The 16,934-nt window shown below is 45.3% G+C and carries 16 protein-coding genes; 10 read left to right on the top strand and 6 right to left on the bottom strand.

Annotated elements, in window-relative coordinates; genetic code table 11:
- Positions 1-11 precede the first annotated feature (11 nt).
- Entirely contained in the window at positions 12-1,391 is a 1,380-nt protein-coding gene (locus ACZ43I_RS07395; RefSeq protein WP_344702446.1) for an NAD-dependent succinate-semialdehyde dehydrogenase, read from the top strand.
- A 34-nt stretch (positions 1,392-1,425) separates the two neighbouring features.
- On the opposite strand, the gene ACZ43I_RS07390 is transcribed toward ACZ43I_RS07395, so the two are convergent.
- Both ACZ43I_RS07390 and ACZ43I_RS07385 read right to left on the bottom strand, forming a co-directional pair.
- On the bottom strand, positions 1,426-1,785 hold the full coding sequence (locus ACZ43I_RS07390; RefSeq protein WP_344702448.1) for a fluoride efflux transporter FluC: 360 nt from the start codon (positions 1,783-1,785) through the stop codon (positions 1,426-1,428).
- Positions 1,782-2,144 carry a fluoride efflux transporter FluC gene (locus ACZ43I_RS07385; protein WP_344702450.1) on the bottom strand — a complete coding sequence of 121 codons (363 nt, stop codon included), beginning with the start codon at positions 2,142-2,144 and terminating at the stop codon, positions 1,782-1,784. Before ACZ43I_RS07385 ends, ACZ43I_RS07390 begins: the two co-directional genes overlap by 4 nt.
- Before the next feature lie 94 nt (positions 2,145-2,238).
- Between ACZ43I_RS07385 and ACZ43I_RS07380 the strand changes: the two genes are divergently transcribed.
- Positions 2,239-3,657, top strand: a complete 1,419-nt coding sequence (locus ACZ43I_RS07380) for an FAD/NAD(P)-binding protein (RefSeq protein ID WP_344702452.1) — start codon at positions 2,239-2,241, stop codon at positions 3,655-3,657.
- Positions 3,658-3,702: 45 nt separating this feature from the next.
- Here ACZ43I_RS07380 and ACZ43I_RS07375 read toward each other — a convergent pair whose 3' ends face one another.
- Positions 3,703-4,692, bottom strand: coding sequence for a proline dehydrogenase family protein (locus tag ACZ43I_RS07375; protein WP_344702454.1), 990 nt, complete (start codon positions 4,690-4,692; stop codon positions 3,703-3,705).
- A 68-nt stretch (positions 4,693-4,760) separates the two neighbouring features.
- The gene (locus tag ACZ43I_RS07370; protein WP_344702456.1) at positions 4,761-5,261 is read right to left on the bottom strand and encodes a gamma carbonic anhydrase; all 501 of its coding nucleotides are present in this window, start codon (positions 5,259-5,261) and stop codon (positions 4,761-4,763) included.
- Positions 5,262-5,341: 80 nt separating this feature from the next.
- Between ACZ43I_RS07370 and ACZ43I_RS07365 the strand changes: the two genes are divergently transcribed.
- From ACZ43I_RS07365 to ACZ43I_RS07350, 4 genes are all read left to right on the top strand, one after another.
- Positions 5,342-6,142: an alpha/beta hydrolase gene (locus ACZ43I_RS07365; RefSeq protein WP_344702458.1), complete on the top strand. Its 801-nt coding sequence runs from the start codon at positions 5,342-5,344 to the stop codon at positions 6,140-6,142.
- Positions 6,143-6,334: 192 nt separating this feature from the next.
- On the top strand, positions 6,335-7,594 hold the full coding sequence (locus ACZ43I_RS07360; RefSeq protein WP_344702460.1) for a cytochrome P450: 1,260 nt from the start codon (positions 6,335-6,337) through the stop codon (positions 7,592-7,594).
- A 190-nt stretch (positions 7,595-7,784) separates the two neighbouring features.
- On the top strand, positions 7,785-8,549 hold the full coding sequence (locus ACZ43I_RS07355; protein ID WP_344702462.1) for a polyphosphate polymerase domain-containing protein: 765 nt from the start codon (positions 7,785-7,787) through the stop codon (positions 8,547-8,549).
- Positions 8,550-8,554: 5 nt separating this feature from the next.
- Positions 8,555-9,235 (top strand): DUF4956 domain-containing protein, encoded by a 681-nt coding sequence (locus ACZ43I_RS07350; RefSeq protein ID WP_344702464.1) that lies wholly within the window; start codon positions 8,555-8,557, stop codon positions 9,233-9,235.
- A gap of 569 nt (positions 9,236-9,804) precedes the next feature.
- Here the strand turns inward: ACZ43I_RS07350 and mnmM are convergent.
- Together mnmM and mnmL are read right to left on the bottom strand one after the other, a co-directional pair.
- A complete protein-coding gene (gene mnmM / locus ACZ43I_RS07345; RefSeq protein WP_344702466.1) occupies positions 9,805-10,368 on the bottom strand; it encodes a tRNA 5-(aminomethyl)-2-thiouridylate-methyltransferase MnmM in 564 nt (187 codons plus the stop codon).
- Positions 10,361-11,317 carry a tRNA modification radical SAM protein MnmL/YtqA gene (gene mnmL / locus ACZ43I_RS07340; RefSeq protein ID WP_344702468.1) on the bottom strand — a complete coding sequence of 319 codons (957 nt, stop codon included), beginning with the start codon at positions 11,315-11,317 and terminating at the stop codon, positions 10,361-10,363. Before mnmL ends, mnmM begins: the two co-directional genes overlap by 8 nt.
- A gap of 164 nt (positions 11,318-11,481) precedes the next feature.
- On the opposite strand from mnmL, the gene ACZ43I_RS07335 reads away from it, so the two are divergent.
- The 4 genes from ACZ43I_RS07335 to leuS all read left to right on the top strand — a co-directional run bounded on the left by ACZ43I_RS07335 (position 11,482) and on the right by leuS (position 16,907).
- Entirely contained in the window at positions 11,482-12,210 is a 729-nt protein-coding gene (locus tag ACZ43I_RS07335; RefSeq protein WP_344702525.1) for an ABC transporter ATP-binding protein, read from the top strand.
- Complete coding sequence (locus ACZ43I_RS07330; RefSeq protein ID WP_344702527.1) at positions 12,207-13,751, top strand: hypothetical protein; 1,545 nt, start codon at positions 12,207-12,209, stop codon at positions 13,749-13,751. The genes ACZ43I_RS07335 and ACZ43I_RS07330 overlap by 4 nt, the downstream gene beginning before the upstream one ends.
- Positions 13,752-13,756: 5 nt before the next feature.
- Positions 13,757-14,230 carry a methylated-DNA--[protein]-cysteine S-methyltransferase gene (locus ACZ43I_RS07325; protein ID WP_344702529.1) on the top strand — a complete coding sequence of 158 codons (474 nt, stop codon included), beginning with the start codon at positions 13,757-13,759 and terminating at the stop codon, positions 14,228-14,230.
- Between the two features lie 265 nt (positions 14,231-14,495).
- Positions 14,496-16,907, top strand: coding sequence for a leucine--tRNA ligase (gene leuS, locus ACZ43I_RS07320; RefSeq protein ID WP_344702531.1), 2,412 nt, complete (start codon positions 14,496-14,498; stop codon positions 16,905-16,907).
- Positions 16,908-16,934 lie beyond the last annotated feature (27 nt).

Raw genomic sequence — 16,934 nt, 5'->3', positions numbered from 1 at the left:
GGCAATCATTTATGTCTGAAGAAATCATTGTACTGAACCCTGCAACAGGTCAGGAAATCGACAGGGTGAAAAAAGAGAATAAAGCAGATATTGACAAGAAAATTGAAAAAGCGCATAAAACATTCAAAAAGTTCAAGAAAAAGAATCCTCATGACCGCAGTGCACTACTTACAGAGTGGTCCAAGCTGATAGGTGAACACAAAGAGGAAATCGCTGAATTGATAACAAAAGAGAATGGTAAGCCGCTACAGGAATCACGCGGTGAGGTCGACTATGCACGCAGTTATGTCGATTATTATGCTGAAGAGGCAAAACGTGTATATGGCCGCACCATACCACCGCACGAAGATGATGTGCGCATGGTAGTGACCAAACAGCCGATTGGCGTCGTCGCTGCCATTACGCCATGGAACTTCCCGATTGCGATGATGGCCCGCAAAGCAGCACCTGCAGTTGCAGCTGGCTGTACTTTCCTGGTTAAACCTGCAAGTGCAACCCCATTATCTGCAATGAAATTCCTTGATCTGGCATTGGAAGCAGGATTCGATGAAGGTGTCGTCCAATACGTTACCGCCTCTGGTAAAGATGCCGGTGAGGCTTTCACAGAGTCTGATAAAGTAATGAAAATAACATTCACAGGCTCCACCGCTGTCGGAAAGTCATTGATGGAAGGTGCTGCCTCAACAGTCAAGAACATCACCATGGAATTGGGCGGACATGCCCCTCTGGTCGTCCACAAGGATGCGGACATTGATATGGCCGTCGAGCAGGCGATTGCCTCCAAATTCAGAAACTCCGGACAGACATGCGTATGTGCCAACCGCTTCTATATCCATGAAGATATTGCCGACGCTTTCAGCAAAAAATTTGCAGATGCTTCGAAGAAGCTGAAGATGGGCAACGGTCTTGATGAAGACGTCGCAATAGGACCGATGATCAACGAAGATGGCTACGATAAGGTAATGCGACACATCAACGATGCCGAGGAGAAAGGTGGTAAGATCCTAACGGGCGGTAAGGGTTCAAAGGATGAAGGATACTTCATCGAACCGACAATAATCACCGGTGCCACTGATGAAATGGTCATCATGAATGAAGAGACGTTCGGACCGGTGGCGCCAATCCAGACATTCTCCACTTTGGATGAAGCCATTGAAAAAGCAAATGATACCGAGTATGGTCTGGCAGCTTATTTCTTCACAGAAAGTTACCGCGATGGCATCAAGCTCCAGGAAGGTCTTGATTTCGGTGTGTTGGGCTGGAACAATGGTAAACCGAGTGCAGCACAGATTCCATTTGGCGGACTCAAGGAAAGCGGGATGGGGCGTGAAGGCGGCCCTGAAGGCATCGAACCGTATCTCGAAACGAAAATCACATCCATGCGCGTTTAAAGCAAAAAGTCCGTCCCATGCCGGGGCGGACTTTTTATGATGGAGAGGAAACGTAAAGGCCGAGTAGAAGGGCCAGGGAGGGCACGGTAAACATCAAAAGCGAATATGCGATGAATGCTTTATAGCGCCTTTGCTCATATAACTTCAATTGGTCGAGGGTGAACGATGAATACGTGGTGAACCCACCTAGGAACCCTGTAACTATGATTGAATAGAGTGTCCCGCCTGTACTCAGGAATATGATGATGACCCCCATCAGAAAAGAGCCGACCGAATTGATGATGAGGGTCCCGAGAGGAAAGCCGAAACTCTGCAGTTTCGGGCGTGTTGATATATAACTTCTCAATGAAGCTCCAAGAGCGGCACCAATACCGATAAATATTATTGTAATCATGAAGCACCTCCAGATTTCATCCCAAGAAATGCAAGCATGAATCCACCAAACAAATTGATTGCCAGATAAATGGAAAGTGTAAGGAAGTCTCCAGTATCCGCCAGTGTATAATTTTCATAGGTGAGCAGGGAAAAAGTTGTAAAGCTGCCGAGGAGACCAGTAATCAAAAAGTCATGCCACAGTGGATTACGCTCCACCAATTTCTTGAAGATGAAGCCTATACAAAATGCCCCAAGAAGGTTGACGACCAATGTGGCAGTAAAGAAAAAGGGTGTCAGTGAGGCCAAAGACAACGCAATCGCATACCTTGAAATGGCCCCGATCATTGCGCCACATGAAATGGCAATATACTTTTTCATACGCCCGACCCCCTTAAAACAAGAATGAAAATGCAAAATCTTTCATATACCTATATAATGTACCATAAGTAAAGAAGGAAGAGAGTGTGGGTGTATGAAGCAGACTAAAGTGGCGATTATAGGTGGTGGCGTAACAGGGGTATCCATATTAAGCCATCTTGTGCACGATGAACGATTCACTAGTGAGATTACAGTTGATATATACGATAACGCGTATACGATGGGCAGAGGCCAGGCTTATCAGGAAGATAATGAGCATCTGCTCATTAATGTTCCTGCTGATGAAATGTCGCTAGGAGAGAGCCACCCGGATTATGAAACCTGGCTTAGAACAGAAAATGGTAGAAGAATGTATACCAGCCGTCAACAATTCGGGGATTATGTTAAAGATCAGTTGGAGGGGATTGGGTCCGCACACGGAGGAGTACATTTGAAATATACAAAAGTTGACGGGATTGAATATGATTCCGGTAGCGGGAAATTCACGCTTTCCATAGAAGGGGAAGAAGTGTTATACGACCGCGTCTTTCTGACCATCGGACAGCTCAGTTACGGCGATCCCTATGATCTTAAAGGGAGTCAGGGTTTCCTCTATGATCCCTACCCCCTCTCAAGAAAGCTCGCAGACATTGAAGATGACAATATAGGAATCCTCGGTGCAGGCCTTTCGGCGATTGACTGTGTGCGTTATCTGATTATGGATAAACAAGTGGAAAAAGTTTCTCTATTTTCCCGCAGTGGTGAAATGCCTTCTGTCAGAGGAGAGCAGACAGAAATCAAATTGAAGTATTTTACTGAAGAAATTCTGAAAAATAGAATCCGGAATGATGAAATAGCGCTCACAGATATCATTACACTGTTCAAAAAGGAATTGGAGCATCAAAATATTGATCAATCACTATTCTTCCGTCGTACAGGCAATACACTACAGGACTTGAATTATGACCTTGAACATCAAGAGACAGTGGGACAGCTGCAGTACCTCATCATCAAAGTCAATCCGATTTTCAGTGATGTCTATCAGTACCTCTCCCGCAATGATAAAAAAGCCTTTCTTGAAAAGTATCATCACTTGATTGAAGAGAACCATTCACCCATGCCTGCTGAGGTAGCGCGATTACTGGTGCAATGGGGCGAAGAAGGTAGGCTGCATATCATAGACGGTACAGAACACATAAAAAAAGAGGCTGGATTCACCATTCTGACTAAAGAAGGTGAAAAATATCAAGTCGACACATTGATTAACGCCACAGGGCCTGTCAAGGATGTGCGCAGAGGGGATTCGAAAATCATCCAATCGTTGATGAACCATATGATCATAGCACCAAGTGAGTTTGGTGGCATCATGGTGGATGCAAGCAGGCATGTCATCAGTCCGAAGGTCGGCACGGTTCAAGGTATGTATGCGCTCGGTGCTTTGACGATAGGGTCGGATTATCTTTCGAACTCTGTACAGTTACTTCAAAAAAATGCGCAAAAGCTGATTAATAGTTTTTATGAAGACATGTATTAAAAAAAGGGGTGCAGCTGCACCCCTTTTTTTGGTTCGTTTCATAAACTATTTTCTGTTGAAAAATTTCAGTGCCGCGGCACCAAGTGCCAGAGCACCTACTACTTTTACTCCCGTCTGGAACATCGGGTCTTTAGTTACGGATTTGACGATAAGGTTGATGTTCTGTGGACGTTCAGCGAGACGTCTCATGAAGTAGGCGTACCAGTCATTGCCGAACGGAATGTAGATGCAGACATTGTATCCGCGCTCAACAAGCTCTTTCTGGAGTTCTTTCCTGAAACCGAACAGCATCTGGAATTCGAAGCGGTCGTTCGGAATATCATTCTCCTTAATGAACTCAATTGATTTCTCAATGATATTATGATCATGGGTGGCGATTGATGTAAACCCATCACCCTTTGTCAGGTGGAGTCTGATGAGCAGTTCGAATGCTTTATCGATGTCTTCTTTTTCCTGGAGGGCGACTGCAGGCGCCTCTTTGTAGGCCCCTTTGACAAGACGGATTCTCCTGTCCTTATATTTATAGACGTCATTCTTCGCATCGAAGAGGTAGGACTGCAAAACAGTACCGATATTATCATAACGCTCCATCAGATGATCGATGACACGTACGGTATCTTCATATGATGCATAGTTCTCCATATCGATATTGACGAACATATTGTGTTTTTTCGCAGCATCCATTATCTCTGTAATATTCTCTATACAGAAATCATAGTCTATATTGAGTCCAATCTGGCTGAGTTTGATGGAAGCTGAGGCATCCACACCGTTCTCGCCGATGGCATTGATCATGTTTAAGATGATGTCTTTCTCATGTATTGCATCAGAACGTCTCGTTACGAACTCTCCAAGGTTATCGAACGACACGCTCATACCTTGTGAATTAAGATCTTTGATGCGTTCAATCGTGTCATCGACGGAAATGCCGCCTACGACCTTGTTTGCACCGAATTTAAGTCCCATCTTTTTTGTTGCATCATTCAAAACCTGATTCTCTGATAGTTTGATGAAGACATCCCTAAGTAGTGGCATAGTGTACCTCCTGAATTTTATCTTTATATTATCATACGTGAATCTCGAGTTAGAAGAAACATATAGTGTCATTTGTAATACGGGATATGATTCACATATGTTTCATTTATCCTCTGCATCTCTTCTTTGTCTTCCTCTGTGAGTTCCCTTACCACTTTTGCAGGCCGTCCAAACGCCAATGTACCTGGAGGGATTTCAGTCCCGGGAGTAACTAGGCTTCCAGCGCCGATAAAAGCACCTTCGCCGATGACGGCCCCATCCAGTATTGTAGAGTCCATTCCAATTAAAGCATGTTTTTTGATTGTACAGCTGTGCAACGTAGTCTTATGGCCTACAGTGACGTGATCTTCTATGGTCAGGGGCATATCAGGAGTCTCATGAAGAATCGATAAGTCTTGGATGTTGGTATGGCTACCTATCCTGATCGGAGCGACATCCCCCCGCAGTATGGAGCCAAACCACACAGAAGAGTGGGCGCCGAGCACCACGTCACCGATGACGGTGGCATCCGGGGCGATAAAAGCGCTTTCATCAATTTCAGGGGTATATCCCTTATAGTCCATTATCATTTCATATTTCCTTTCTTCCAAGTATTGTTATAATAAGTTTATCATATAAGAATGAATTTAAGTATGTTAGGAGCTTTGTAATGTGGAAGTGGGAAACTGATAAACGGCCGAAAGGGGTCGTCCTCGTCATACACGATATGATGGAGCATCATGATTATTATGCCGGTCTGATCGCACAGCTCAGAAATGACGGCTACCATGTGGTCACAGGTGATCTGCCGGGCCATGGCCAGACGACACGTATGAATAAAGGGCACATATCCGACTTCGCCCAATATCTGGATAGGATGAAGGAATGGCATGAGGTGGCACGGGCCTATCGACTGCCAACATTCATCCTTGGACAAGGGCTTGGGGGGCTTATTGCAATTGAAGCACTGAGACACAATATGGTCAGGGCAGATGGATTGATAGTGCTTAATCCGCTGCTTGCATTCAAGCAATCATTCATCAACCGCAAAAACACAATCCGCTCGAGCATCAGAATGGGAAGTGACACCCAACGCTTTGACCCTGGGCTCGAACCCGGGTATTTTACGACAGACAAAAAATATCTGGAACTGTACGAGAATGATGAGCTGTTAGTGCGTAAAGTGAGCCATCATTGGTACCGCACTGTCGTCAATCAGATGAAAGATACTTCTGAGTACATTGATGATATGCCGGATGTTCCCATACTGGCGATTACAAGCAAGGAAAATGACATCATTGAAAAGTCGTTGACGGTTAAGATTCTAAAAGATATAAATACAAGCGAGATGACACTGCTGGCGTTAGACAATGTCCAGCACAGCGTGTTCCAAAGAGACGACATTACAGAGCCTTACCATTACGTGGCGCGTTTCCTCGATGATCAGCTGTTCCGGATCGGCGTACTTTGACTTTCCGGAGACCTTCATCTTCTCCAATACCATAATTCCATAAACTGACTGTCCAAACGTTGGCGTCGCAAGGAGCTGGCTGTCGCTGAACCGGGATAATAAATGTCGTCTGCATGCATTTTATTTGATTGCGCTTACATCAATCGTTATCATTATAGTGTAGAACTTAAAAAAGTATTAGGAGAATGAACATTGAAACAAGTACCAGAAACAAAAATCAAATTGACCGAAATCAAAGAGCTGATGGATAAAGGCTATGGCCTTTTAGAGGAACTTCGGCAGGATGTAGGGGCGCCGGTAGTAAAAGCGGAACTTTTGAATGAAGAGATGATAATCACTTACGGGAAAGAAGCGGCACGCAAATTCTACGACCCGGAAAACTTCAAAAGGGGCGGCGCAATGCCGACCCCCATCCTGAAAACATTGTTTGGAGAAGATGGTGTCCAGACACTCGACGGTGAAGCGCACCACCATCGCAAAAATTACTTCATGGATCTGATGAAACCTGAACGCATGGAGGACTACCAGAAGATATTGGATAGGAACCTGACGGCGGAACTCGACAAGCAGCACGGAGAATTCGAGTTGTTCGACCTAGCCAACAGAGTACTGTTCAATTCCATCGCCGAGTGGTCAGGCATCAATCTGGAGAGGTACGACGACAAGACGCTTGAAGATCTGGCACAGAACCAAATATCCATGATCAGTGGTGCAGTCACTTCACCTAAAGATCATATAAAGGGAGTCACAGACCGCAATGAATCGGAAAAGTGGGCACGCGGATTGATAGAAGAAGCTCGCGCCCATCCGGTGAAGGGCAAGGAACATCTTGCATTGTATACATTTGCTCAGGCAACTGATTTGGATGGCAACCTGCTGCCTGTGGAAGTGGCTGCTGTTGAACTATTGAATATCATCAGACCGACAGTCGCCTTGACAGTCTGGATTGCGCTGATGGGACATGCGTTGTTCTCATACGATGACATTCGCACGGCACTAAAGGAAGATTTTGATGCCCTGCAAGACCCATTCATCCAGGAAATGCGCCGCTACTATCCATTCTTCCCGATGCTGCCGGCGATCGCAGTGCGTGATGTGGAAATCGACGGCTATGAAATACCTGAAGGCAGTTGGGTAGTGCTTGACCTCTACGGCAGCAACCATGATGCGAGAACGATTGCAGATCCTGAAAAATTTGAGATCACTCGGTACAAGGACAATGCGACATCGCTCTCCTACGAAGAAGAGTATGAAATGATTGCCCAAGGGGGCGGGAAGTTCAGGGAGATGCACCGGTGTGCCGGAGAATGGATCACCCTCCACAGCATGAGGGTATTCTCCGATCACCTAGTCAATAGATATGATTTTTCTGTACCAGAACAGGACTGGACCATTCCCTTCAATCAATTTCCGACTTACCCCAACAGCCGTGCATTACTATTCAAAGATTGATTAAAAAAAGCCTCTAAAGAGGCTTTTTTTAATTTGATTTTCCTTTTAAATAATAATGATGCAGAAATAGAAAACATTTACTCTATATAGACAAATTAATGAAAATTGACAAAATAATAATGTTACTGTAAAGTACTCTAATTGTCTTTTTTTAAATTGGTTATTAAAAATCGCTTAAGAGGTGCAGAGAATGTCTGTAGAAGTCTTCAATAGAAGAGAACAGAAATATCTTATTACAAAGAAACAATACGAAAAACTCTTGGAAAAAATATCGCCTTATATGAGGGCGGACCGATTGGGAGATGAGGGGAGGTACACCGTCACCAGTCTATATTTCGATAGTGTCGACCATAAAATATATTTTGAAACCAAAAATAAATTGCCATTCAGACAAAAACTTCGCCTTCGTATATATGGTCAAGCCGGATTAGAAGATCCTTCTTTTTTTGAGGTGAAGCAAAAGCATAGTCAAGTGGTGAATAAGCGTAGGACATCCCTGCCACTTCAACAAGCGTACCGATATATTTCCATGACGAAAGATGGATCAAAAGAAGAAGTGAAGGAGATGCTTCGCGACTCGCAAGTTCTTCGTGAAATAGATCGTTTTCGAAGCCTGTATCAGTTGAGGCCTGAGATGATAGTCAGTTATGATCGACTCGCTCTGTTTGCCGTCGATGATCCACAACTCCGCATTACTTTTGATTTGAACTTGCGGACGCGCAGCGAGGACCTTCACCTTGAAAACGGTCCAGACGGGGTGAATTTTATTGATCCCGGGTTGGTCGTGTTAGAGGTGAAAGTGAACAACAGTGTTCCTCTGTGGTTGGCACGCATATTGCAAGAGCTTGAGTGTGAACAACGCAGCGCATCCAAATACTGCACCAGTATGGAACTACTGCGCGGCCATGAGCTGCCAAACGGAATAAATAAAGAAAAAGTTGTATTGGAGAGATGATATAAGTGGATTTCATTACAAATTTATTTGAATCACAAGCTGGGAATTCAGAAAGCATTTATATGGTGATGGTCGCTTTGGTTCTTGCAGCTTTACTGAGCTTGATTATTACGCAAGTATATATGATTACTTTTACTGGAGAACGATATTCACAATCATTCGTCCATACTATCGTTATATTGAGTGTCTTGGTCTCGGTGGTCATGAATGTCGTCAGTGACAATGCTGGAGTAGCGTTTGGTTTGTTTGCGATATTTTCACTGATTCGTTTTAGAAGTGCTGTCACGAACGTTAAAGACATTGCTTACATATTTTTTGGCCTGTGTGCCGGCATGACAAGTGGACTTTTCCAATTCAAATTGGCCATCCTACTGACTTTATTTGCAAGTCTGGTTTTGTACCTGCTTTATAAATTCGAATATGGGAAAGGTAAGGATACTCAGATACTTAAAGTTACTGTTCCAGAAAATCTGAATCATGATGGGCTGCTTGAGGATGCTTTCAATGAGTATACACTCAGCCACTCGCTTCGCCAGATTGAAACGACGAATCTGGGGACGATGATTCTGTACACTTATGCCATCCGCAGCAAAAACACGACAAGTGATAAAGAATTATTGGATAGGATACGCGAAGAAAATGCAAATTTGAAAGTGTCCATCACCTATATGGATGACATGCAGTAAAGTGACATTTAAATTAGATAGTCTACGCAGTAATTCCTATTGTGCACAAATATAAAAGAGACAGTGCCTGGTCAATGAAAGAAATCCTTCAGCCCATATTATTGGGTTGAAGGATTTTTTAGTTGTACTTTCACTTGAACCGTTAAAAAGCTTCAGGAATATCAGTTTCAGCAGACGGTGTGATCTTCATCCACCTCCGAATTCACACAATTAAAAGGCACCCACAAGTTAAATTCCCGCATGTATCCCCCGGAGGAAGTGAACAGAACACACCTATCTCCGGTTCATATCTTCATGCTACAGGCCGAAGTTATCGTTTGAGTATATGACGGGAATGTCATTTTCCTTGGCTCTACGTTTCAGTTCGGGAAGCATTTCAACGATCATCATGGCATAAGTAGAGCCGTTTTGTATTCCATATTCATCTTTCTTTTCGAGCTGTAAACTTCTAATATAATAAAAAAATGTTTAAGTCCCTGTATATACTCGGATAGGCTGAAGATAACATCGAAACTGCGGTTTCTACTTGTTGGGCATACTTCTTTGATGAAGCGGAAAATAATCTACCGTTAAGGCATGCTGATTTTTTCCACACACAGCAGGAAAGGGGCATCATTATTCTGGTTGATGAATTGGTACTTGAGGACCTGCGCTTCCTTTTGGGACCAGTCTGAAAGGGAGGCGAGCAGTTTATCGCGTTCTATTTTCCCGGACGGGTGCCCATGGTAGACCACGATGATGATTCTCCCCCCGACAGTGAGACGGTTGAATATTTCATTTAAGGCGGTGAAGGTGGACTCATAGACAGTGGTGATTTCTTTATCACCTTTTGGCAGGTAGCCGAGATTGAACATTGCGGAACGGATTGGCGTGCCTTTTGGTATATAGCGCCCAAGGTTTGCATGCGAGTCCAATATGAATTCTATATTGTTGTGGGAATGACATAAGTCTTTGGCGGTTTCGATCGCCTGGGCCTGGATATCGAAGCTGAACACTGCGCCGTCTGGTCCTACCGCTTCTGCCAGAAATTTCGTGTCATGACCATTCCCGCACGTGGCGTCTATGACAGTGTCGCCAGGCTGAATGACTTCTTCTGATAAATGCTTTGCTTGAGGCAATATACGTCTAAACATCGACTCTCTCCTCCTTCTTATATTTCAGTCCCTGATGCGTATTCCTCACCTTCAACTCGGTGTCTATACTATTGAGCACATTCCACTTATCTGTGCTCCACATCGGTCCGATCATCTGGTCGATCGGGCCGTCACCGGTGATGCGATGGATGATCATTTCTTCAGGAAGCACCTCAATCTGGTCACAGACCAGATTGACATAGTCCGCCTGGGTCATGAATTCGAGTAACCCTTTTTGATACTGTTTGACCATCGGCGTTCCATGTAGCAGGTGGAGCAGGTGGATTTTGATGCCTTGAACATTCATATCGGCCACTGCCCTGGTGGTTTCCATCATCATTTGATAATCCTCACCAGGAAGGCCATTTATTATATGGCTGCAGACATTGATGTTGTGTCGCCTGAGCTTATCGACCCCTTCACGATAGCACTTCAAATCGTGGGCGCGGTTAATCAGTTTTGAAGTACTTTCATGAATCGTCTGAAGACCCAGTTCAACCCATAGGTAAGTCCGTTCGTTGAGTTCAGCTAAGTATTCGACGACATCATCAGGGAGACAGTCGGGGCGTGTGCCGATCGACAATCCGACAACTCCTTCAATTTCAAGCGCCGCTTCAAATTTCTCGCGCAGCACCTCGAGTGGTGCATGGGTATTGGTAAAAGACTGAAAATAGGCGATGTATTTGCCATGCCTCCATTTTTGTGACTGCATTTTGGATCGGATCTTTTCAAATTGGACCGGTATCGGATCCACCCGATCTCCGGCGAAATCGCCGCTGCCAGCGACGGAACAGAAGGTACATCCACCATAGGCTACGGTGCCGTCCCTGTTTGGACAGTCAAAACCAGCATCTAGTGCGATCTTGAATATTTTTTCATTGAATTTATTTTTAAGATGATAATTCAAAGTATGGTATCGTTTATCATCAAAACTGTACTTAAAATCCATCGTTCATCCACCTCTCATCCTGACATATTGAGAAGTGTACCATATGTCGTGGATGGTTTTACCGGGTCTCCACAGAATTGAAGAAGAAATGCAAAGTTTATCATAGGGCGTAGATGAGGTATGATGGAATTATTAATCCAGAGTGTGGACGATGAGGAGATTCTATGATTAAAGTAAAGCGGTTGAATAAAAACTATAGCGCACATAATGCAGTGACAGACCTCGATTTTGAAGTGGGGGATGGCGAGCTGTTTGCGTTCATAGGCCCGAATGGTTCCGGCAAATCCACAACCATCCGTATGATGACGGGCCTGCTCGAACCCTCATCGGGTTCAGTTGAGCTATTTGGTGAGGAAATGCGCCTCGATAAGGTTGCGCTAAAGCAGCGTATCAGTTATGTGCCGGATACCCCTGACTTGATAGGCAGGCTCAATGGCCATGAGTATTTGAATTTTATAGCGAGTGCCTACCGTATGGAGCAATCTGTATTTATGGAAAGAAAACAGGAACTGCTGGAACTGTTTGACCTAGAAAGCGCTCTCGGGACCTTGATAGAAGAATATTCCCATGGCATGAAACAAAAGTTGGCTCTCGTCGGTGCCTTGGTCCATCAGCCGGATGTCCTATTTCTGGATGAACCAACCGTGGGGCTCGATCCTAAAAGCAACAGAAATCTCAAGCAATACTTGATGGAGTACGTAAAGAGCGGCAAAACGGTTTTCCTGACGACCCACAACCTTTCCCTTGCTGAAGAGATTGCCACGGATATATTGATTATATATAACGGGAAGAAACGTGCCCATGGTTCGCTCGATTCCTTGAAGCAGGAAGCGGTTGGCGCGACATTGGAAGATATCTTTTTGGAATTGACTGATGGAGAGGGCACACGATGATTCGTCTGATACTTAAAACTGAAATGCGTTCTGCCTTCAACTATTGGAAGTCAATGGGAGAAACAAAGGTGATTTTATACATCATCATGGCGCTTCTATTCATGCTTCTGCCATTACCGTTGCTCGGATCATTACTTTTTACATTGACGCTATCGCTGAAAACGGATCATTTGAGCAGTTACATAATGATCCTGTCGCTGGCCGCGATAGTCATATTGACTCTGCTGTCGATACATTTCATCATCAAGGACATGATTTTAAGTGCCAATGTACCGATGTATCTCTCCTTTCCCATCTCGGCCGGGGAATTGTTTTGGGCTAAGTTCATCAAACATGCATTTCTTCATGCGGCCATTATCCTTATGCCGATAGGCATGATAGTGGGGGTGGCCCTAGCCATTCGGTTCGAGGAATGGATGCTGCTCGTAAATAGCGCGGTATACTTTCTGGCAGTAGGCGTAGTAATCACATCCTTGGCTTATTTATGCACTTTTCTGACAGCCCATATCCTGCCAGTCAAAAAGGTCAGCGGGGTACTCTCATTCGTAGGAGCTGCATCCTTCATACTGGTCTATCTCGCTTTCTTCGCTCTTGGGGATTCGATAGAAGGATGGACGAAGAGTATGCCTGGGAGTCCTGTGTCATTCGACGGGTTCCTTTACGGGTTTGATGGATTAAAAAGCATCATAGTCATATTGTCTCTAGTCGGGCTTGCGGTCGTAATGGCCAAATCAGCCAGCCATGTGACAAGACGGGCGATGGTCCGGGGTTGGAATTTTTACGGTCATTCCGGCAAGAAAATGAAGTCAGGAACGAAACACGAGCAGGTCATGCATCCAATCGTTACGCTGATGCGCAAAGACTTGAAAGTGACAATGCGCGACTTTAAGGAGCTGGCTGTACTATTGCCATATTATCTATTGCCACTATTTCTAATATACATCTCTGGATTCTCAAAGCAGACCGAGGCGGGCACTCTGGATATGACCGACATCCTCATATCGGCAGTTGGAGGGACATTGGTGATGTCTTTATTTGTCGGAGCATATAATACTGCGCGTGATGCTGAACATTTCGCCATGCTGAAAGCTCTGCCGCTTAAAGGCTCAAGCATTGCGGTCTCTAAATACCTTTTCACTCTGCTGACCACTGTACCTGTAATGATGGCGGCCTTCACTGTGGTCTGGTACTTATCCCCAGCGACGCCAGCGGACCTCGTCCTCCTAATCATCATGATATGGCTGTCCGCCTTGGTAGCAGTGCCGATCGGCATGATGATAGGCAGCAAAAACCCTGTGGTCAGCTATAGGAATCCGAGGAAAAGGCTTGATACCCTAAGCAATGTAATGATCAGCTTCTCCCTCGTGGTCGTACTTATGCTGACAGGAGTGGCTACAGGGCTGATGGACGGGTCAACTGGAGTGGACCGGCAAGTTTTGGTAGCTGGTTCACTCATATTACCAGCAGTGGTTTCAATATGGCTGCTACGCAAAGTGGCAGAGCGCTATGATAAAGGATTCAAAATCACCTATAAGGAGTGAAGGAAATGCAAAACATCTATTTTATGGATGCACCAGTAGGATGGTTGAAAATTCGTTCTGAAGATGGGGTGATCGTGGAACTCGATCATGCTGATGGACCGAAAGTCGGTGGGGATTTATCGGAAGTGTCCGGAGTCATCCGCCAATGTGTAACGGAGCTTGAAGAGTATTTTTCAGGAGAACGCCGTACTTTTGAAGTGCCTGTAGATATCACCCGCTCCGGCACGGTCTTCCAGAGAAAAGTATGGCGCCGGCTCAGCGAGATACCTTACGGCGAAACCATAAGCTATAAGGAATTGGCAGTCGACTGCGGTGGACCAACCTATTCACGCGCAGTAGCCAATGCGAACGGTAAAAATCCGATATCAATCATCATCCCATGCCATCGGGTCATTGCCTCAGATGGGTCGCTTGGGGGGTATACTGGTGGAGTAGACAAAAAAACAAAACTTCTAATGATTGAAGGGACGGGGCTATAGCGAGGTTGCGTCTTGCTTATTGGCGGTTTATAATCTATATTTATAAGTATAGGAACTAGTATTGTGCATAATCATTTCCAGAGAGCCGGTGGATGCTGCAAACCGGCAATGCGTGCATAGGAACTCATCCGGTACGAATCAATTCCATGTAGTATAAAAGAGCTGCACTATCAAGTGAATGCGGGTGGTACCGCGGTCGTATACATATATGATCGTCCCATGCCTTATATTGGCATGGGATTATTTATATTCAAGGAGGATTATCATGACGTTCAACCACAAAGAAATTGAAAAGAAATGGCAGCAATACTGGGAAGAGCAGAAAACTTTTAAAACTGAGGATGAAATCGGGAAGGATAAATTCTACGCGCTGGATATGTTCCCATATCCTTCAGGAGCCGGCTTGCATGTGGGACATCCGGAAGGATATACAGCAACCGACATAATCTCAAGGATGAAACGCATGCAAGGGTATAATGTGCTGCACCCGATGGGTTGGGATGCTTTCGGTCTGCCTGCTGAACAGTATGCCATCGATACGGGGAATGATATCCGCAGCTTCAATGAAAAGAACATCGATAATTTCAGGCGTCAGATAAAAGAGCTCGGCTTCAGTTATGACTGGGACCGCGAAATCAATACGACGGATCCGGAATACTATAAATGGACACAGTGGATCTTCATCCAGCTCTATAAAAAGGATCTCGCCTATATCGATGAAGTGCCGGTGAACTGGTGCGAGGCACTCGGTACGGTACTGGCGAATGAAGAAGTCATTGATGGGTTGTCGGAGCGCGGTGGACACCCAGTCGTCAGAAAACCGATGAAGCAGTGGATGCTGAAGATCACAGAATATGCCGACCGACTGCTCGAAGATTTGGAGGAATTGGATTGGCCAGAGTCTTTAAAGGACATGCAGCGCAACTGGATCGGCAAATCTGAAGGCGCCAACGTACGCTTTGACATAGCCGGCACCGAGGAATCCTTTGAAGCATTCACCACCCGCCCGGATACCATCTATGGCGCGACGTATGCCGTCCTTTCCCCTGAACATGCACTGATTGAAAAGATATGCTCAGATGAACAGATTAAAGCGGTCAAATCATATCAGGAACAAGCAGCAATGAAAAGTGAACTTGAACGGACTGACTTGGCAAAGGAAAAAACAGGAGTGTTTACAGGCGCTTACGCCATAAACCCGCTTTCTGGCGAAAAAATGCCGATATGGATTGCAGATTATGTATTGGCGAGCTACGGCACAGGTGCGATCATGGCTGTACCAGCTCATGACGAGAGAGATTACGAATTTGCCCATGCTTTCGACCTGCCTGTCAGAGCAGTTCTTGACGGCGGCGATATTTCAAAAGAAGCCTATACGGGCGACGGTTTGCATATCAATTCTGGAGAGTTGGATGGCCTGGATAAAGATGCAGGAATCAAAAAAGCAATCCAGCTCCTCGAGCAAAAAGGAGTAGGGGAGCAGAAGACGACTTACAAGCTGCATGATTGGCTCTTCTCCCGCCAAAGGTATTGGGGCGAACCGATTCCAATCATCCACTGGGAGGACGGCACAATGAGTGTCCTGGAAGAGGATGAATTGCCACTCACCCTTCCACAGATGGAGAAGATCAAACCGTCCGGGACAGGCGAATCGCCGTTGGCAAACAACGAAGAATGGATTTCCGTCACACGTGAAGATGGTGTCAAAGGCCGGCGGGAAACGAATACGATGCCACAGTGGGCCGGCAGCTGCTGGTACTATCTGAGATTCATCGATCCCCATAACCCGGACGCCCTGGCTTCCAAGGAGAAGATCGAGCACTGGCTGCCAGTCGACTTATATATCGGCGGGGCAGAGCATGCCGTACTTCATCTGTTGTATGCGAGATTCTGGCATAAGGTGCTGTACGATATCGGCGTCGTCAATACTAAAGAACCTTTCCAGAAACTCTTCAACCAAGGGATGATACTTGGGGAAGGTAACGAGAAGATGAGTAAATCCAAAGGGAACGTGATCAACCCGGACGATATCGTCGCTTCCCACGGGGCAGACACGCTGAGACTCTATGAAATGTTCATGGGGCCGCTCGAAGCGTCGATTGCCTGGAGTGATAAAGGATTGGATGGCGCCCGCCGCTTCCTGGACCGGGTATGGAGATTGTTCATAGATGAGGATGGCAGTATAAGGGACTTCATAGTCGATGGAGAAACCGCCGATATGACTAAGGTCTACCACGAAACAGTCAAGAAAGTGACTGATGACTACGAGACGCTCAACTTCAACACGGCAATATCCCAGCTTATGGTATTCGTTAACGAAGGCTATAAAAAAGAACAGATAAACAGGGATTTCGTCGAAGGCTTCATCAAACTCCTGTCTCCGGTCGCACCGCACATAGCGGAAGAACTGTGGGAAAAGATGGGATATGATACTACAATCGCCTACGAAGATTGGCCAATATATGATGAATCAAAACTTGTTGAAAAAGAGATTGAAATCGTCATTCAGGTCAATGGTAAAGTGAAACAGAAGATGAATGTACCAACAGGCGCTTCAAAAGATGATCTGGAACGAATTGCAATAGAATCCGATGACGTCCAACAGGCGATCAGAGATAAAACGGTACGTAAAGTAATCGTGGTTCCGGATAAACTTGTGAATATAGTAGCCAATTAATAGAAAACCCGCTTCCAAAATACCTTG

The sequence above is a fragment of the Salinicoccus jeotgali genome (assembly GCF_055379195.1).
The sequence above is the reverse complement of the archived record's forward strand: the minus strand, read 5'-3'. Positions and strand labels throughout refer to the sequence as shown.